Annotated in this window: 13 protein-coding genes; 8 read left to right on the forward strand and 5 right to left on the reverse strand. The window is 73.3% G+C overall.

Annotation, left to right across the window (positions count from 1 at the left end; translation table 11 throughout):
* Positions 1 to 130: 130 nt before the first annotated feature.
* Positions 131 to 1,624, reverse strand: coding sequence for an MFS transporter (locus tag ABZ923_RS32575; RefSeq protein ID WP_361478996.1), 1,494 nt, complete (start codon positions 1,622 to 1,624; stop codon positions 131 to 133).
* Positions 1,625 to 1,704: 80 nt separating this feature from the next.
* Here ABZ923_RS32575 and ABZ923_RS32580 point away from each other — a divergent pair, with 80 nt between their 5' ends.
* The gene (locus tag ABZ923_RS32580; protein ID WP_361478999.1) at positions 1,705 to 2,133 is read left to right on the forward strand and encodes a helix-turn-helix domain-containing protein; all 429 of its coding nucleotides are present in this window, start codon (positions 1,705 to 1,707) and stop codon (positions 2,131 to 2,133) included.
* Here ABZ923_RS32580 and ABZ923_RS32585 read toward each other — a convergent pair.
* The 3 genes from ABZ923_RS32585 to ABZ923_RS32595 form a co-directional block, all read right to left on the reverse strand.
* A complete protein-coding gene (locus ABZ923_RS32585; RefSeq protein WP_361479002.1) occupies positions 2,088 to 3,536 on the reverse strand; it encodes a 3-deoxy-7-phosphoheptulonate synthase class II in 1,449 nt (482 codons plus the stop codon). The two genes, ABZ923_RS32580 and ABZ923_RS32585, sit on opposite strands and share 46 nt — an antisense overlap.
* 89 nt (positions 3,537 to 3,625) lie before the next feature.
* Complete coding sequence (locus ABZ923_RS32590; protein WP_361479005.1) at positions 3,626 to 5,254, reverse strand: bifunctional 3-(3-hydroxy-phenyl)propionate/3-hydroxycinnamic acid hydroxylase; 1,629 nt, start codon at positions 5,252 to 5,254, stop codon at positions 3,626 to 3,628.
* A 1-nt stretch (position 5,255) separates the two neighbouring features.
* Positions 5,256 to 6,056 (reverse strand): arylamine N-acetyltransferase, encoded by an 801-nt coding sequence (locus ABZ923_RS32595; protein WP_361479008.1) that lies wholly within the window; start codon positions 6,054 to 6,056, stop codon positions 5,256 to 5,258.
* Between the two features lie 302 nt (positions 6,057 to 6,358).
* On the opposite strand from ABZ923_RS32595, the gene ABZ923_RS32600 reads away from it, so the two are divergent.
* The 5 genes from ABZ923_RS32600 to ABZ923_RS32620 all read left to right on the forward strand — a co-directional run bounded on the left by ABZ923_RS32600 (position 6,359) and on the right by ABZ923_RS32620 (position 10,515).
* Complete coding sequence (locus ABZ923_RS32600; RefSeq protein WP_361479011.1) at positions 6,359 to 7,096, forward strand: hypothetical protein; 738 nt, start codon at positions 6,359 to 6,361, stop codon at positions 7,094 to 7,096.
* Positions 7,097 to 7,107: 11 nt separating this feature from the next.
* Complete coding sequence (locus ABZ923_RS32605; RefSeq protein ID WP_361479014.1) at positions 7,108 to 8,157, forward strand: 3-dehydroquinate synthase family protein; 1,050 nt, start codon at positions 7,108 to 7,110, stop codon at positions 8,155 to 8,157.
* Between the two features lie 170 nt (positions 8,158 to 8,327).
* Positions 8,328 to 8,780: a type II 3-dehydroquinate dehydratase gene (locus ABZ923_RS32610; RefSeq protein WP_361479017.1), complete on the forward strand. Its 453-nt coding sequence runs from the start codon at positions 8,328 to 8,330 to the stop codon at positions 8,778 to 8,780.
* 65 nt (positions 8,781 to 8,845) lie between these two features.
* The gene (locus tag ABZ923_RS32615; RefSeq protein ID WP_361479020.1) at positions 8,846 to 9,619 is read left to right on the forward strand and encodes an alpha/beta fold hydrolase; all 774 of its coding nucleotides are present in this window, start codon (positions 8,846 to 8,848) and stop codon (positions 9,617 to 9,619) included.
* Positions 9,616 to 10,515, forward strand: coding sequence for an ROK family protein (locus ABZ923_RS32620; protein ID WP_361479023.1), 900 nt, complete (start codon positions 9,616 to 9,618; stop codon positions 10,513 to 10,515). The genes ABZ923_RS32615 and ABZ923_RS32620 overlap by 4 nt, the downstream gene beginning before the upstream one ends.
* 236 nt (positions 10,516 to 10,751) lie before the next feature.
* Here ABZ923_RS32620 and ABZ923_RS32625 read toward each other — a convergent pair whose 3' ends face one another.
* Complete coding sequence (locus tag ABZ923_RS32625; protein WP_361479026.1) at positions 10,752 to 13,994, reverse strand: BTAD domain-containing putative transcriptional regulator; 3,243 nt, start codon at positions 13,992 to 13,994, stop codon at positions 10,752 to 10,754.
* 188 nt (positions 13,995 to 14,182) lie between these two features.
* On the opposite strand from ABZ923_RS32625, the gene ABZ923_RS32630 reads away from it, so the two are divergent.
* Together ABZ923_RS32630 and ABZ923_RS32635 are read left to right on the forward strand one after the other, a co-directional pair.
* Positions 14,183 to 16,972 carry an AAA family ATPase gene (locus ABZ923_RS32630; RefSeq protein ID WP_361479029.1) on the forward strand — a complete coding sequence of 930 codons (2,790 nt, stop codon included), beginning with the start codon at positions 14,183 to 14,185 and terminating at the stop codon, positions 16,970 to 16,972.
* Positions 16,973 to 17,044: 72 nt separating this feature from the next.
* Positions 17,045 to 17,812, forward strand: a complete 768-nt coding sequence (locus ABZ923_RS32635) for a glucose 1-dehydrogenase (RefSeq protein WP_361479032.1) — start codon at positions 17,045 to 17,047, stop codon at positions 17,810 to 17,812.
* Positions 17,813 to 17,830 lie beyond the last annotated feature (18 nt).

Here is a 17,830-nt window from a genome sequence, read left to right on the forward strand (position 1 = left end):
CGGACCGGGCGCCGCCCCCGGTCGCCCCCGGCGTCGCGGCCACACCGCCGGGGCTGTGACGCGGGGCCGGCCGGCACGCGAGGGGGGGCCGGACCCGTGCGGGCCCGGCCCCCTCCCTCGGGGGAGTCCGTCAGGCCGATGCGGTGTCCGTCTCCGACGGCTGGGCGGCCGCGGGGCGGGGAGCCGGGGCGGCTCCGGGGCGGGGCGGGTTGCGCAGCACCGTCGCGGCGACCACCAGGGCGCCCAGGACGAAGCAGGAACCGACCCGGAAGGCGAGCTGGTAGCCCTCGGTCAGGGCGTCCGCGCGGCCGGTGCCGTCACCCAGCAGGGTGCTGGTGTGCGACGCGGCCAGCGTGCTCAGTACGGCCAGGCCGAGGGAGGCGCCCACCTGCTGCATGGTGTTGAACATGCCCGAGGCCAGACCCGAGTCCTGCGGGGTCGCGCCCGACATGGCCAGGCCCGCCAGCGACGGCATCGCCAGGCCGAAACCGATACCGAGCGGCACGGTCGCGGGGAACACGTCGGTCAGGTAGGCGCCGTCCGCGGAGATCTGGCCGAGCAGGGCGAGGCCGCCGGAGATCAGGACGAGGGCCACGAGCAGCACGGGCCGGGGGCCGACCTTGGCGATGAGGCGGGGGGCGAGGAACAGCGACATCAGACCGATGAGCAGCGAAACCGGGACCACGCCGAAGCCGGTCTGCACCTGGTCGAAGCCCAGCACCTTCTGCATGTACAGCACGGCCAGGAACTGGAAGCTGAACATGCCCGAGATCATGAGGGTGTGGGTGCCCAGCGCGCCGGAGACGTTGCGGAACTTGAACATCCGGGGCGGCAGCAACGGGTCCGCGGCCTTGGCCTGGCGCACGACGAACAGCGCGAGCAGGACGAGGGTGCCGAGGCCGAAGCCGAGGGTGTGGGCGGAACCGAAGCCGTAGTCGGCGGCCTCGACGATGGTGTAGACGGCCAGCATGAGCGCGGCGGTGATGAGGACGGCGCCGAGCGCGTCCGTGCTCTTGCCCTTGCCGGCGCCCTCCTCGGCGCGCAGGTTGCGCTGGGCCATGAAGACGGCCACGGCACCGATCGGGACGTTCACGAAGAAGATCCAGTGCCAGCTGATGGTCTGCGTCAGCACACCGCCCAGCAGCAGGCCGAGCGTGCCGCCCGCGGACTGCACGAAGCTGTAGACGCCGATCGCCTTGGCCCGCTCCTTGGGCTCGGTGAACATGGTGACGACCATGGCGAGCGTGACCGAGGACGTCACGGCGCCGCCCGCGCCCTGGATGAAGCGGGACACCAGCAGCATGGCCGAGTTCTGCGCCAGACCGCAGAGCAGGGAGGCCAGGGTGAACACCACCAGGCCGGTGGTGAAGACACGCTTGCGGCCGAAGAGGTCGCCGAACCGGCCGGAGAGCAGCAGCAGGCCGCCGAAGGGGATCAGGTACGCGTTCACCACCCAGCCGAGGTTGGACGGGGAGAAGCCCAGACTCTCCTGGATGGAGGGCAGCGCCACGTTCACGATGGTGCCGTCGAGGATCACCATCAGCTGGCCGGCGCAGAGGATCGCCAGCGCGAGCCAGCGAGACGCGCCGCTGCCTGCTCGTGCGGGCACGGCCTGAGCGGACATGGGACTCCCTTTCTGAGGGTTCACTTTGTTACGGACTCCATCTTGTGTAACTATGACGGCCTGCGGAAGGAGGCACATTTATGTCCCGGGGTCACATCGATGTGACGGAGCAGGCCGAGAACCCGGCGTGCCCGGTGAGCGAGGTCCTGGACCGTGTCGCCGGCAAGTGGGCCATCGGAATCCTCGTCGCCGCGGCGAAAGGGCCGGTGCGCTTCACCGAGTTGGAGCGCACCATCGAGGGCATCAGCCGCCGCATGCTCACCCTCAATCTCCGCAAGCTCGAACGCGAGGGCCTGCTGGTGCGCACCGTCTATCCGACCGTCCCGCCCAGGGTCGAGTACGAGTGCACCGAGATGGCGCTCGAACTGCACGAGACCCTCCTCTCCCTCGTCGGCTGGGCCAAGCGGCACAGCGGCGACATCGCCCGCGCCCACGCGGTGTACGACGCCGCGCACGCCGACGGTCAGGAGGAGGCGGCCCTCACCCGCCCGATGCGGCTGTCGGCCTGACGTTCCAGCATGTCGGCGATGAGGTAGGCGAGTTCCAGGGACTGGCCGGCGTTGAGCCGCGGGTCGCACACCGACTCGTAGCGGCCGGCCAGTGCCAGGTCGTCGATCTCCTGGGCGCCGCCGAGGCACTCGGTCACGTCGTCCCCGGTGAGTTCGACGTGGATGCCGCCGGGGTGGGTGCCCAGGTCCCGGTGCACGTCGAAGAAGCCCTCGACCTCGGCGAGGATCCGCTCGAAGCTGCGGGTCTTGTAACCGCTCGGCGACTCGTGGGTGTTGCCGTGCATCGGGTCGCACTGCCACACCACCTGGTGCCCGGAGGCGGTGACCCGCTCCACGATCGCGGGCAGCACGTCCCGGATCCGCTCGCTGCCCATCCGGCTGATGAGGGTGACCCGCCCGGGCACCCCGCGCGGGTCGAGCCGCTCGACGTACTCCAGGGCCTGGGCCGGAGTCGTCCCCGGGCCCAGCTTGACCCCGACCGGATTGGCGAGCAGTTCGGCGAGCGCGATGTGGGCGCCGTCCGGCTGCCGGGTGCGCTCGCCGATCCACAGCATGTGGGCGGAGAGCGCGTACAGCCGTGCCGTCCCGGCCGGCGTGCGGTGCGCCCGCAGCAGCGCCCGCTCGTAGTCCAGCAGCAGGGCCTCGTGGCTGGTGAAGATCTCGGCGCTCTCGGCTCCGCCCGGGAGGGTGCCCCAGGCGGACAGCAGCCCCAGCCCGCGGCCGATCCGCGCGGCGAGCTCCTCGTGCCGGCCGTCGGCCGAGGAACGCGCGAACTCCTCGTTCCAGTCGCGCATCTGGTCCGTGCCGAGCGCGCTGTCCCGGTGCAGGGTGCGCAGCAGGTTCAGGGTGATCGCGGAGTTGCTGTGGGCGCGCAGCATGCGCTCCGGGTCCGGGGTGCGGGCCTCCGGCGTCAGATCCGGGGAGTTGACGATGTCGCCCCGGTACACCGGCAGGCCGAGGGCGTCGGTGCCGTTGGAGCGGGGCTTGGCGTACTGCCCGGCGAGCCGGCCCACCTTGACCACCGGAAGACCGGTGCCGTACGCGAGCACGAGGCTCATGTGCTGCAGGACGCGGAGGGTTCCGCGGACGTGGTCCTCGGTGTTGCCGTCGAAGGTCTCCGCGCAGTCGCCGCCCTGGAGCAGAAACGCCTCCCCGCGTGCGACCCGGGCCAACTGGTCACTCAGCCGGTCCACTTCGGCGGGTGAGGTGAGCGGCGGGGCGCTCGCCAGCGCGGCGCTCACGGCCTGCGTGCGCGCCGGGTCCGGCCAGTCGGGCTGCTGGGCCGCCGGGCGGCCCAGGGCATCGGCGAGCCGCAGCGCCAGGTCCTCGGGGAACCCGGGCGCCGCGGGCGGGTCCGTCGGCGGCGACGGCTCCGTGGACGACTGCGGGATGAACTGCTTCATGGGGTCCGTCCTGTGCGAGGGAGGGCGGCCGGCCGTCCGCCGGCGCGGCGGGCGGCCGGCCCGGGAGGTCCGCTGGGAGGGGCGCGCGGTCAGCCGGCGACGGCCACGGCGGCCGTCTGCCGCCGCAGGCTCTCGACCAGCTCCGGCAGCCCGGAGGTGTCCTCCGCCGTTCCGAACAGGTAGAAGTCCGGGCGGACGAGGGCCACGGTGGCCTTCTGTTCGGACAGGTAGGGGAGGTAGACCTGGTCCACGTCCACGACGTCGTCCGCGCCGAGGGCCTCGGGAGGCGTGCCGGCGGGCAGGACCCGCACGGTGCGGGCGCCGAGCTCCGCCAGGAAGGCGCGGTGGCCGGCGTCGAGGACGTCGTCGGGGCCGGAGCCCGCGTCCTGGGTGGTGAGCAGGACGAATCCGGTGCCGACGATGTCGTCGAAGAGCCCGGTGCCCCGGGCGCCGGCGACCCGGCCCTGCGGGGTCAGGTGCCCCGCCCCCGCGGCCGGCTTTCCGTCGGCGTCCCGCAGGACGACACCGTCCTGCAGCCGCTCCAGCACGGTCTGCGGACGCCGGGCGCCCAGGCCGCGCGCGCGGGACGCCAGCATCACCGTGTCCCGGTCCGCCGCCGCCTTGGCGTCGGTCATGCAGATGACCTTGCCCAGGTTCACCGACATGGTGATGGACTTCTTCACGTGCGGCCGGCGTTCCACGGTGTACGTGTCGAGCAGCCCGTCGCCGGCGTGCCCGCGCAGCACCAGGTCCAGTTTCCAGGCGAGGTTGGCCGCGTCGCGCAGGCCGGAGCACATGCCCTGCCCGGCGAAGGGCGGCATGAGGTGGGCCGCGTCACCGGCGATCAGCAGGTGTCCGGAGCGCCACCGGTCCGCGAGCCGCGCCTGGAAGGTGTACGCGGTGAAGCGGTCCAGGGTCGCGTTGCCGGGGTGCACGTCGACCAGCCGCAGCAGCTCCCAGGCCTTCTCCTCGGAGTTGAACGTCTCCGGGTCGTCCTGCGGCATCCGCATGAACTCCCACCGGCGGTGACCGGGCCCGGCGGACACCGCGACCCGGGGCCGGGCCGGGTCCGCGAGTTGCAGGTTGTTGTGCTCGAAGGTGCGCTCCTCGTGGAGCACGACGTCGCAGACGAGCCACTCGTGCTGGAGGCCGAAGTCCGTGAAGGCAGGGTTCACCGAGGCGCGGACGAAGCTGTTCGCCCCGTCGCAGCCCACCACCCAGCCGGCCGTGAACCGGCGCCGCCGTCCCGTGGCCCCCTCGACCGCTTCGACGGTGACGCGGTCGCCGTCCTCCTCCAGCGCCACCGCCTCGTGGTCGCGGAACAGCCGCAGGGCCGGCAGGCTCGTGCCGCGCTCGGTGAGCGCCGCCTCCAGACCGGGCTGGTACATCGAGGTGGAGTCCGGCCACCCGTTGCGGTAGGTGTCGTCGGCGTCGTGGCGCAGCAGGACGTCACCGGCCTGGTTGGTGACCGTGTAGTCGCGGGACGACTCGCCGATCCGGGCGAAGCAGTCGCTGACGCCGGCCGCGGCGAGGATCCGGGCGGCCTCCCCGTCGAAGGCGACGGCGCGGGGCAGCGGATAGGCGCTGGGCCAGCGTTCGATGACGGCGACCTCGTGGCCCCGCTCCGCCAGCAGCACGGAGAGCAGCTGGCCCACCGGGCCGTATCCGACGACGACGACGTCGACGGTCTGCGCGGAGTCGTCGCTGTGCACGCCCACGTCACACCGCCTGGCGCAGGATGGTGCCGACCGTGGCCTCGTAGTCCTCGGGCTTCACCAGGACCTTGAACTCCTCGCGTCCGTTGTCCACGGTCAGGCAGCGCCGGCCGACCAGCATGATCTGGCCGGTGTCGAAGGCCCGGGAGCGGATGACGGTCGTGTTGGACACGAGCTCCCCGGCCCAGTTCCACTCCGGGTTCAGGACCTCGGGCTGGGACGGGTCGCGCTTCCACTCCGCCAGCGTGCGCGGCTGGAGCTTGAACCGGTACACCGGCTGCCAGTCGGTGCCGGCGGCCCTGCGCTCCAGCACCAGGTACTGCTCGTCCCGGGCGTCCGGGACGACCCGGTAGGCACAGCCGTACTGCTCCTGCGGCTCGGCGTCGACGCGGACCGGTTCGATGAACGACGGGCCGGCGAAGCCGACGTCGGCCAGCCAGACCTCGCCGTCGATGTGGACGCCGGCGAAGAGGTGCTCCAGGTCGGGGCCGAAACCGCCGTCCGGGCCGCGTACGCCGGCGGCGAGGATGTCCACCCGGTAGCCCAGGTCGGTCAGCAGGCGCCGGAACAGGCCGCTCAGCTCGAAGCAGGTGCCGCCGCCACCGCCGCGGATCAGGCTGTCGAACGCCTCGTCGACGTCGATCTCCACGTAGTCCCAGATGTAGTCCCCGCGCTCGGCATTGACGGAATTGTCGAAGGGAACCGTCATGAGGTGCTTCTTGTGGAGACTCCGAAGCGTTTCGACGGTGGGATCGACCGGTCCGGTGTGTCCCAGGTGCGCCAGATAGGCATCGACGTCGTACATGATGAAGCTCCTCTGCTGTGCGGGAATACGGCAGGACGGCACAGCGAGTCTCGCCGACCACTCCTTTGGGAAACCCCCTGACGACCCCCCTATGTGGTCCCTAACTCCCCTCCCCGACCCCCTGCATTCCGTGATCCGCACAAGCGGCGGGAGCGTTGTGCCTAGCATCTCGGGTGGATACAGCGGCCAGAAATTCGGAAGGTTGGGGAATGTCTCGTAGGTGGGCGAACTGCCTTCTCCGCACGGCGGACAGGTCAATACCGGAAGCACGTTCCGCATTTCCTTCCGGACTTCCGGAGGCGGTGGCCGCACTGCGCGCGGCGGACCCCGGCAGCCAGTGGTTCTTCCACCGGCGCGAGGACGGCGGGGAACCGGTGGCGGACCTGTGGTTCCACTCGTACGACACCGTCCTGGCGGACACCGTGGACCGGCTGGGCGCCGGGCACGGACCGGACGGTTCCCCGTCCGGCTGGTCGTCCGCCGCCGCGCCCGGCGTGCCGGCGGGGCTGTCCGGCGGTTCGCCGGCGGCCGGGGCGCCGGCCGTGGCGCTCGCCTCGGCCTCCAGCGACCTGGCGCTCGCGGTCCTGCGGGACGGGGTGCCGACCGCGGACGCGCAGCGGTCGCTGGCCCTGCTGCACCTGCGCACCCTGGCCGGTCTGATCCCGGACGGGCACCGGCTCGGCTTCCTCTTCCTGTACTGGCAGGCCCAGGCGACGGCGCTGTCCCCGGGTGAGCGGATCGCGGTCGCGCAACTGGCCGACCGGGAGATCGGGGAGCGGCCCTGGGAGCCGTCCGGGGACTTCTGGCCCGGCGAACACGCCGAGAGGGCCTGGCGGGACTACGTGCGCGCCGCCCACGCCCTGGTCGCGGCGGAGAGCGCCGCCGGCGGGCCGGTGAACTACCTGCTGTTCCGGCACGCGCGGGAGACGCACGCCCGGCTGGGCGTCCCCGCGGCGACGGAGGCCTTCGCGGCCCGGGCCGTGCGGGCGGCGCTGCGCGCGGCACCCGCCGGGCCCGTCCGCGAACTCCAGTCGGCCTAGGGGGAGACACGATGGAAACGACGGATGCGGTGCGGGTCGCGGACGCGTACCGGCAGATCGACGTCGACCTGGGCGACCGTTCGTACTGCGTGCGCGTGGGTGCGGGCGTGCGGCACTCGCTCCCCGAGCTGGTCGCCGCGGCCGGCGCCCGCAAGGCGGTGGTGGTCTCGGCGCGGCCGGCCGAGTGGACACCCGATCCCGGCATCCCCTTCCGGGCGCTGCGCGCGAGGGACGGGGAGCGGCACAAGACCTGGGACACGGTGATCGAACTGTGCCGGGCCTTCGCCGACTTCGGCCTCACCCGTCACGACGTGGTGGTCTCGTGCGGCGGCGGCACGACGACGGACACGGTGGGGCTGGCCGCCGCGCTGTTCCACCGCGGGATCCAGGTGATCCACCTGCCGACGTCGCTGCTGGCACAGGTCGACGCCAGCATCGGCGGCAAGACGGCGGTGAACCTGCCCGAGGGCAAGAACCTCGTGGGCGCCTACTGGCAGCCGCGGGCCGTCCTGTGCGACACCGAGTACCTGGACACCCTCCCGGACCGCGAGCGCGTCAACGGCTACGGGGAGCTGGCCCGTTGCCACTTCATCGGGGTGGACGGCATCCACCGGCTGCCGCTCGTCGAGCAGATCACGGCGAGCGTGGCCCGCAAGGCGGAGATCGTCATGGCCGACGAGCGCGACTCCGGTCCGCGGCACCTGCTGAACTACGGCCACACGCTCGGCCACGCCCTGGAGGTGGCGACCGGGTTCCGGCTGCGGCACGGCGAGGCGGTGGCCATCGGCACGGTGTTCGCGGGCCGGCTGGCCGAGGCGCTCGGCCGGATCGACGCGGCCCGGCGCGAGGAGCACCGCACGGTCGTGGCGGGATACGGCCTGCCCACGGCGCTGCCCGCGGACGTGGACGACGGCCGGCTGATCGACCTGATGCGGCTGGACAAGAAGGCGATGTCCGGGCTGGGCTTCGTCCTGGACGGCCCCCGCGGCGCGGAACTGGTGACGGAAGTACCGGAGAAAGCCGTCGCCGAGTGCCTGGCGCGGATGCCCCGGGAGCAGTGAGCCCGCACCGGCCGCGGTAAATCCCCCTGCCCCTCCCCCTATATTCCCCCTCAGGTCATTCCGGAATGCGGTGGAATTAACGGGCGGCGGAGGCGGTCCTGCTATAACGACAACAGCCGGAATCGGCTGGAAAAGAATGCTGCTCGACGGATGTCGGCGAGAGGTGGAACATGGCCACGATGTTGTTGCTGAACGGTCCCAACCTGGGCATCCTCGGCCGCCGGGAACCGGAGATCTACGGGACCGCCACTCTCCGGGACATCGAGAAGTGGGTGGCCGAGGAGGCGGCGGAGGCCGGCTGGGACGTGCGGTCCGTGCAGAGCGATTCCGAGGGCGATCTCGTGCGGGCGATCCACGACAGCCACGACACCGTGGGCGCGGTCGTCAACCCCGGAGCGCTCATGATCGCCGGCTGGAGCCTGCGCGACGCCCTCGCGAGCTACGAGCGCCCCTGGATCGAGGTCCACCTGTCCAATGTCTGGGCGCGGGAGACCTTCCGGCACGAGTCCGTGATCGCCCCGCTGGCGTCCGGCGTGATCGTGGGCCTCGGCCCGCTCGGCTACCGGCTCGGCGCCCGCGCGCTGGTCTCCCGGGTGGCCGAGGCGGCGGGCGCCGCGGGCTGACCGGCCCGCCGACAGCGACGGACACGCGACGACTCGCGACGAACACGGGACGGACAAGGCCGTACATGAGCGCTCAGACCGTGGAACCCGGGACCTGGCTCCGGCGCTTCCATTCCGCACCCCCGGACGCCCCGCTGCTGGTCGTGCTGCCGCACGCGGGCGGGTCCGCAAGCCACTACCAGGCGTTCTCGGGCCGGCTGGCCGGGCGGGCCGAGGTGCTGGCGGTCCAGTACCCGGGGCGGCAGGACCGCTACCGGGAGGAGCCCGTCGCCGACCTGCCGACGCTGGCACGCCGGGTCGCGCGGGCTCTGGAACCCCTGGCGGACCGCCGGATCGCGCTGTTCGGGCACAGCATGGGCGCGCTGGTCGCGTTCGAGACCGCGCTGCTGCTGGAGCGCGAGAACCGGGGCCCGGCGGCCCTGTTCGTCTCCGCCCGGCGGGCACCCGTCGGGCCGCCGCGCGAGCGGGTGCACCTGCGCGACGACGCGGGTCTGCTGGCGGAGCTGCGGGCGCTGGGCGGGACCGACGAACGGCTCCTCGCCGAGGAGGAGTTGCTGCGTCTGTACCTGCCGGTGGTGCGGGCGGACTACCGGGCGCTGGAGACGTACCGGTGCGAGCCGGGTGCCGCGGTCGGCTGTCCGGTCACCGGGCTGGCCGGTGATGCGGATCCACGGGTCGCCGTGGACGACGTGGCCGCCTGGAGCCGGCACACGACGAACCGGTTCGACCTGCGGGTCTTCTCCGGTGGGCACTTCTATCTGGACCAGCGCGGCGCGGAGGTGGCCGACGTGGTGGCCGGCGTGCTCGCCGGCGCGGCGCAGACGCGGGAGAGACGATGAGTTTCCTCGGTATCGACGTGGGCGGCACCAAGGTCGCCCTGCGCGCGGAGGACGAGGGCCGGGAGTTCTACGAGACCTCGTTCCGCTGGCCGGAGCGGCCCCCCGCGGCGGACGGGCCGGGCTGGTCGGCGGATCTGGCGGCGCTGGGCGAGTGGACCACGGCCCTGCGCGAACGCTGGCGGCGGCCGATCGGTTCCGTCGGGGTGGCGATGCCCGCGTCCGTCGATGCCGAGGGGCGTGTCGTCACCTGGCCCAACCGGCCGTCGTGGACCGGGCTGGACCTGGGCGCGGCGCTGCGCGGGCTGTTTCCCGGTGCCGAGGTGAGCTGGGCCGACGACGGCGATCTGGCGGCGCTCGCCGAGGCGCGGGCGGCGGGGTCGCCGGATGTGGTCTACGTCGGGGTCGGCACGGGGATCGCCGGCGGGGTGCTCGTGGCCGGGCGGCCGCTTCCCGGGCTGGACCGGGGTTCGTGCGAGCTGGGCCACCTCGTCGTCGACCGCGCGGGGCCCCCGTGCTCCTGCGGCCGGCGGGGTTGCGTCCAGGCGGTGGCCGCCGGCCCCGCGACACTTCGGCGGGCGGCGGAACTGCGGGGCGCCGAGGTGGCGTTCGGTGAACTCGCCGAGGCCTTCGCCGACGGCGACGACTGGGCGGTGCGGGCCGTCCGGGAGAGCTGCCGGGCGGTGGCCGCGGCGGTGATCGGGGCGAGCGAACTGCTCGCGCTGGAGGTGGCCGTGATCGGCGGCGGGTTCGCCCACGGCATTCCCGGCTTCACCGACGAGGTGGCCCGGGAGGCGGCCCGTCTCGCCCGCCCCGGCCGGCACGTGACGGTCCGCGAGGCGACCCTGGGCGGCCTGTCCTCCCTGCACGGAGCACTGCTCCTGGCCCGGGGCGCGTGACATGCCCACCCCCCGGGCGACCCCGCACCGACCAGCCCCGCACCAGACCTGCGGCACGACCCGGCCCGGCCCGCACGGGCCCGTCCCGGAGGCGACCACCGGCGGCCCGTCCCCCGCACACGACGCCCCCGGGCGACACGGCACGGACCAGGCCCACCCCGGACCGGCATCACCCCGGACCGACCGGGGCGCTGTGCCGGACCGGTTGCGTCGGTCCTGCCCCTTCAGAGGGTCGGCTACGCGTTCACCGGGTGTGACTCCTCCGACGGCAGGCCGGTGTCCGGAGTCGGGCGCGGGGTGCGGTGACGGGGGCGGGCCTTCTGCGGTGCCAGTGACTGGCGGTACAGGGCCAGCAGGTGCTGGCGCTCGGGGTGCAGCGGCGGGCACAGCCCGATCGCGCTCCGCAGGCACTGCGCGGCCGCCTCGTACGCTCCGACGGCCAGGGCCCGCTGCCCGGCCTGCGCCAGGGCGTGCTGTGCGCGCAGACCCAGGCAGCGCGCGGTGTGCTCGGACCGTTCGGTCTCCCGGCCGAGGGCGACGGCCTGCTCGAAGTGACGCGGCAGCAGCCCGGCGCGGTCCGCGGGCAGGGCGGTGAGCCAGTCGGTGGCCCGCCAGTGCTTCTCGGCCCGGGCGCGTCGGGTCAGCTGGTCGTACGCGACCTCCTGGACGACGGCCTGGGTGAAGACGTACTCCTCCTCCCCGTCCACACTGCCGGGCCTGACGCGCTGCAAAAGCCCCTTGGCCTCCAGGCGTTTGAGGGTGTTGACCACGTCGCCGCGGTCCTGTCCGCCCACCGCCGCGACCGCTCCGGCCCACAGCCGGTCGCCGAGCACGGCCGCGTCCCGCAGCACGGCCCGCTCGTACCGGGACAGCATGTCGAGCCGGGCCGTGACGATGGACCGGATCCGGCGGGGCAGCGCGGCCCGGTCGCCGGTCGCGCCGCGGCTGCCGACGAACTCGCCGGCGAACAGCGGATTCCCGCCGATGCGGGCGACGAGGCCGGTCACGGCGTCGGTGTCGTCGGACCGCCGGGCGGCGGGTACCCGGTCGGTGCCGTCGGCCGTGGTGTGGGCGGAGATCAGGGTCCGGATCGAGGCGTCGGACAGCCGGTCCAGGGTGATGGTGCCGGCGTCGTGGCGTCCGCCGCGCCAGCAGGAGCGGGTCTGGAGCACCTCGGGGCGGGCGGTCGCGACGAGCAGCACCGGTACCGGACCGGTGTGCTCGGAGAGTTCGGCCATCACGCCCAGCAGGGTCTCGTCGGCCCAGTGCAGGTCGTCCAGGACGAAGATCAGCGGCCGGTCGGCCGCGATCTCCTCGACCAGCTGACGCCACGCCAGGCCGAACTCACGCCGGGCCCCCGGTTCGACGTGGGACCGCTCCGGGTCCAGGCAGGGCCGCAGCCGTTGCAGCAGCCAGCTGCTCTTGTCGTTGCACCCGACCAGCCGTTCGACGGCCTCCCTCAACTGCCGCTCGGCGTAACCGCGGGAGGTCGACTCGTCGATCCCGGCGTACCCGCGCAGGATCCCGCCGAGCGTGCTGAGCGCGACATCGTTGCCGTACGGCGGGGTGCGGCCCACGAGTCGGATGACGGGCGCCTCGCTCTCCTCGACGCCCCGCAGGAACTCCTCCACCAGCCGCGTCTTTCCGAGCCCGGCGTCGCCCACTATGGTGACCACCTGCGGTCGCTGCCGGCGCAGCACCGTGTCGAACACCGCCCGCAGGATGCCCATGTCGGTCTGCCGACCGGTGAAGGGCAGCCGCGAGCGCGGCTTCGCGCGGCGCGGGGCGATCCCGTCGACCTCCCAGCCGTCCGCGGCGCGTGCGGTGCCGGAGCAGCTGAACCTGTCCTCCACGCCCTGCCGTGTGGTGTCACAGATACGCACCCTGTCGGAGTCGGCGACCAACAGGAGGCGTGCGCAGGTGTAGAGGGCCTTGCCGGTGATCGTGGCCGGCCACTCGTCGCCGTAGCTGCGGTAGGTGGCCACCACCTCGTCGGTGGCCACCGCGACCCGCGGGGACACCGTGGCGAAGCACGCCGGGGCGGGCCGCGCGTCCAGCAGCGACAGCAGCCGCCGCCGGATGGCGCAGGCGGCGTACACGGCCCGCTCGGGGTCGTCCTCGCGCGAGTGCGGGATGCCGAAGACCAGCAGCCATGAGGTGTTGAGGGTCATCCGCACCGTTCCGCCGAACCGCTGGACCTCCTCCTCCAGGGCGAGCGTGACGGTCTTCACCAGGGCGTCGATCTCCTCCGAGTCGGCGCCGTCCATGCTCAGGTCGTCGGCCGTGCACGGGTGCAGCGACACCAGCACGACACTGGCGTGGGTGCGTTCGACGGGGCGTTCCTCCTCGGCGTACACCGGTGCCGGCGGTACCGCGGCCGGCCGGGGCCCGGGCTGCAGGGGCGGCTCGGCGGGTAAGGCCGGTGCGCCGGGGCGCTCCGGGAGGTGGGGGGCCGTGCGGACGGCCACGGGCGGGACCGGCGTGCCGTCCGCGACGTCGAGGGACGCGTCCCGGCGCAGGATCCGGCCCTCCAGGTCCCGCAGTTCCTGTCCGGGGTCGAGCCCGAACTCCTGGACCAGGGCGGAGCGGGTGCGCTGGTACGCCATGAGCGCGTCGGACTGGCGACCGCAGCGGTACAGGGCGAGCATCAGCTGACCGCACAGCCGTTCGCGGACCGGTTCGGCGGCCGAGGCCGCTTCCAGCTCGCCGACCAGTTCGTGGTGGCGGCCCAGGCTCAACTCGGCCTGGACGCAGTCCTCGTAGGCGGCGTGCCGGGCGTTCTGCAGTGCCTTCAGCTCCGGCCATTCGATGCCCGCTTCGGCGAGGTCGGCCATGGCCGGGCCGCGCCAGAGCGCCAGTGCCTCGCGCAGGGCGCGGCTCGCCTCCACGGCGGCACCGAGGGCCAGGTGGCTCCGGCCGAGCCTGGCGAGGTGCTCGAAGCGGGTGAAGTCGATGCTCTCCGGCGGTACGTGGAGCACGTATCCGGGGTCCCGGGTGAGCAGCCGCACGGTGTGCTGTCCGTCCGTGCCGAGCAGCCGGCGCAGCCCGGATATCCCGTTCTGAACCATTTTCCGGGCGGTGGACGGGGGATTTTCCCCCCAGAGCGCGGCGACCAGCTGCCGAACCGACACCACTTCTCCTGTTTTCAGGAGAAGGTACCCGAGAATAGCTTTCTGATTGAAACCGCTGATCGACAGCGGACGCTCTTCTCCTATGATTTCAAGTGGCCCGAGAGTTCGAAAGTGCACGACAATCCCCTGTATCTCGCGCATGCGCAAAGATTTGCCGATTTGCTCGTTACCGTGAGGTGGCGCGGTGGGGCCACGTGACGCTTGCCGAAGCCCCTGTGACAACGACCAGAACGCCGCTCGCGTTCCCAATGCTCCCCCCTGGCCTGCACGAAGATGGGATCTTCGCCACCCTGTAGTCAACCAAGGATTATCAAGCCGCTGCCAACTAATGTGACTGAAGTCACACATTCCCGTCTTTGCGGAAAGTTTGCCGACCCACCGGTTTGAGCCACTGCGCTGGCCGGTTCCCGGGCGGCCCGGCGCGCAGTGGACCGTCAGTTCCCGGCCAGTGGATGCGGACCGCCTTGATCGGCACGTCCGATTGTTAGCGTCCTGGCTTGGATTCGTGTTTCCAGTGATGACGCAGCGGGGGTACGGTGAAACTGGTTGAAAGGGACGAACACCTTCATGAGCTAGCAAGCTTGCTGAAGGTGTCGGCTACACGTAGCCGCGGCGGCCTGGTTCTTTTGGGCGGCCCGGTGGCGTGCGGAAAGACTCATCTTCTGGCCGCCGTGTGCGAGAACGCGGCCACGGCCGGCGCGCTGGTGCTGCGGGCCGTCTCCTCCGCCGCGGAGGAGTCGCTGCCCTACGGTGTGCTCTGCCAGCTGCTGGAGGATGCGCCCCTGCCCGCCGAAGTCGCCGACCTGGTCGGCCGGCTGGCGGGCGACTACGGCACCGGGGCCACGGACGACGGTGCGCCGCCGCACGCCGGGTCCGGTCCTGCCGTCGCCAAGACCTGTCAGCTGGTCAGCCGCGCGCTGCTGGACCTCGCGGCCCGGCAGCCACTGCTGATCAGCGTCGACGACATCCACCACGCGGACGACGAGTCCCTGCGCGTGCTGCTCACCCTGGCGCGCCGGATCGTGGCCGCGCCGGTCCTCATGGTGCTGACCGCCGACGAGGACCCGCACTCCAAGCCGGCGTTCCGGACGGAGCTGCTGCGCCTGCCGCACCTGCGCCGGCTCCACCTGGGCCCCCTGTCCCGCGCGGGCGTGGCGGAGCTGGTCCGGACCCGGCTCGGCGCGGACTCGGCCGCGTCGACGGACGAGTTCGTCGCGGCGAGCGGCGGCAACCCCGGTCTGCTGCGCGCGCTGATCGAGGACCACCAGGTGGCGGGCCGGGTACGGCGGCACGGCTACGGACACGCCGTGCTCGGCCAGCTGCGCCGGTGGGGCGAGACCACGGAGCAGATCGCGACCGCCCTAGCCGTCCTCGGACCGGACGCCACCCCGGCGGCCCTGGCCGAACTGACCGGGCAGCCCCGGGACACCGTCGACCACGCCCTGGAGGCGATGACCGCCGCGGGTCTGCTGCACGGCGGCGCCTTCCGCCACCCCGTGGCGCCCCGCGCCGTCATCGCCGACCTGACCACGTGGCAGCGCGCCCAGCACCACCGCGCCGCCGCGCGCACGCTACGGCGGCTCGGAGCCCCCGCCGACGCGGTGGCCCGGCACCTGGTCGCGGCCGGTCACCACACCGAACCCTGGGCGCTGGACGTGCTGCGGGAGGCGGCGGACCGGGCGGAGGCCCGGGGAGACGACCGGGTCGCCGCCGACTGCCTCGACCTCGCCCTGGAGGCGTGCTCCGCCGAACCGGAGCGCACGGCGGTGCGGTTCCGGCTGCTGCAGTCGGAGTGGCGCGCCGCGGACCGGTCTCCGACCCGGCATCTGGACAGCGTTGTCGACGGCGCCCGTGCCGGGCACCTGGACGCCGCCGACGCCGTCACCCTGGTCCGGCAGCTGCTCTGGCTGGGCCGGCTGGACGACGCCGGCCAGGTGCTCGCCCGGCTGGAGAACGGTCAGCGGCCGGCGAACGCCGAGGGCGCCGTCGTGGAACAGGCCCACCAGTGGCTGTCGTGGACGTACCCGGCGCTGGCCGGCCGGCGCCAGGCGGCCCGGCCCGCCGCCGCGCCGACGGCGCTGTCCGAGACCGACCCGTGGCTGGCGCAGTCGGCCTGCCTGGCCGACGCGCTGACCCACGCGCGCGTCCGTGAGGTGTCCGACCGCGCCGTGCAGGTCCTGGGCGACCTGCGGATGAGCCGGCGCAGCCCGTGGTCGGAGGAGGCGGGGCTGCTGGCGCTGTCCGTGCTGCTGGCCGAGGGCCGGACCGAGGAGACCCGCCGGTGGTGCGAGGACCTGGGCCCGGTGCTCTCCCCGGGCGGCGCGGCGCGCGGCCGCGCCCTGGCCCTGGCCGTCAAGGCCGAGGCGTCGCTGCGGCTCGGGGAACCCGCCGCCGCCGCGGAACAGGCCCGGGAGGCGCTCGGCCTGCTCCCGCCCGGCGACTGGGGCGTGGCGGTGGGCCTGCCCCTGGCCACGCTGCTGCTGGCCACCGTACGGCTGGGCCGCTTCGACGAGGCGGCGCAGTGTGTGACCCGGCCCGTGCCGGAGGGCCTGTTCAAGTCCCGCTGGGGGCTCGCCTACCTGCACGCGCGCGGGCACTACTATCTGGCGACCGATCACCACCGGGCCGCCCTCGCCGACTTCCTGGCCTGCGGCGACCTGCTGCGCGGTTGGGGTGCGGACGTGCCGGGGGCCGTGCCGTGGCGCACCGGCGCGGCCGAGGCATGGCTGCGGCTGGGCAACCACAGCCAGGTCAAGCGCCTGCTGTACGAGCAGCTCGGCCGTCCCGACGCCGGGGGCGGCCACAGCCGGGCGCTGGCCCTGTACGTCCTCGCGGTCGCCGGCCCGGTCGGCCGCAGGGTGCAGTTGCTCTCCGAGGCCCTGGAACTGTTCGAGGCAGCCGGCGACCGCTACGAGCAGGCCCGGGTGCTGACGGCGCTGAGCCTCGCGCACCACGAGCTGGACGACCGGCGCCGGGCCCGCATGCTGTTCCGCCGCGCCCGGCACATGGCGACCCTGTGCGAGGCGGAGCCGCTGTGCCGGCAGCTGCTCGCGGTGCCCGAGGAACTGCGCGGCGGCGCGGCGGAGCCGGAACCGGCGCAGGGCGTCACCGCGCTGACGGAGTCGGAGTTCCGGGTCGCGGTGCTGGCCGTCCGCGGTTACACCAACCGGGAGATCGCGCACCGGCTGTTCGTCACCGCCAGCACGGTGGAACAGCACCTGACCCGGGTCTACCGCAAGCTCGGCGTCAAGGGCCGCAAGGAGCTGCCGGCCGACCTGGAGTGGTCCGGCGCCGCGGCGGGCCGTTCGTCGCAGAACGCCGCGTGACGCGGACCCCGGCTCCTTCCCCCGTACCCGAAGTCCAGCCAGTCAGTCCAGCCAGTCAGGAGAGAGCAGGAAATGATCACGCTTACCGGCCGAACGGCCCTGATCACCGGCGCCGCACGGGGCCAGGGAGAGGCGGCGGCACGGCTGTTCGTCTCGCTGGGCGCACGGGTCGTGCTGGCCGACGTCCTGGACGAGGCCGGCGAGAAGGTCGCGGCCGAACTCGGTGACGCCGCCCGGTACGTCCGCCTCGACGTGACGGACGAGGAGCAGTGGACGCGGGCGGTGGAGACGGCGGTCGGCACCTTCGGCGGCCTCGACATCCTTGTCAACAACGCGGGCGTGTTCCACTCCCGGCTCATCACCGAGGAGAGCGCGGCGGACTTCACCCGGACCCTCGGCGTGAACCTGGTCGGCCCGTTCCTCGGCATACGCTCCGTCGTCGAGCCCATGCGCCGGGCGGGCGGCGGCTCCGTCGTGAACGTCTCGTCCGTCTCCGGGCTCAAGGGCGTCGCCGGCTCGGCGAGCTACGGCTCCTCGAAGTGGGGTCTGCGCGGCCTGACCAAGACCGCGGCCCTGGAACTCGGCGAGTACGGCATCCGGGTCAACTCCATCCACCCCGGGGTGATCGCCACCCCGATGAACGAGGGGATCGCGCCGCCGCCGGGAGCCGGCAACCACCCCGGGGTGGCGCTGCGCAGGGTCGGGCTGCCCGAGGACGTCGTCGGTCTCGTGGCGTTCCTGGCGTCCGACGTCTCCGCGTACCTGACCGGCGCCGAGATCGCCGTGGACGGCGGCTTCTCGGCCGGGCCGACCCCGCCGGTGCGCGCCACCGCCGGATGAACGACCGCCCCGGGCCGG

The sequence above is a fragment of the Streptomyces sp. NPDC046881 genome (genome assembly GCF_040645015.1).
GTDB lineage: Bacteria > Actinomycetota > Actinomycetes > Streptomycetales > Streptomycetaceae > Streptomyces.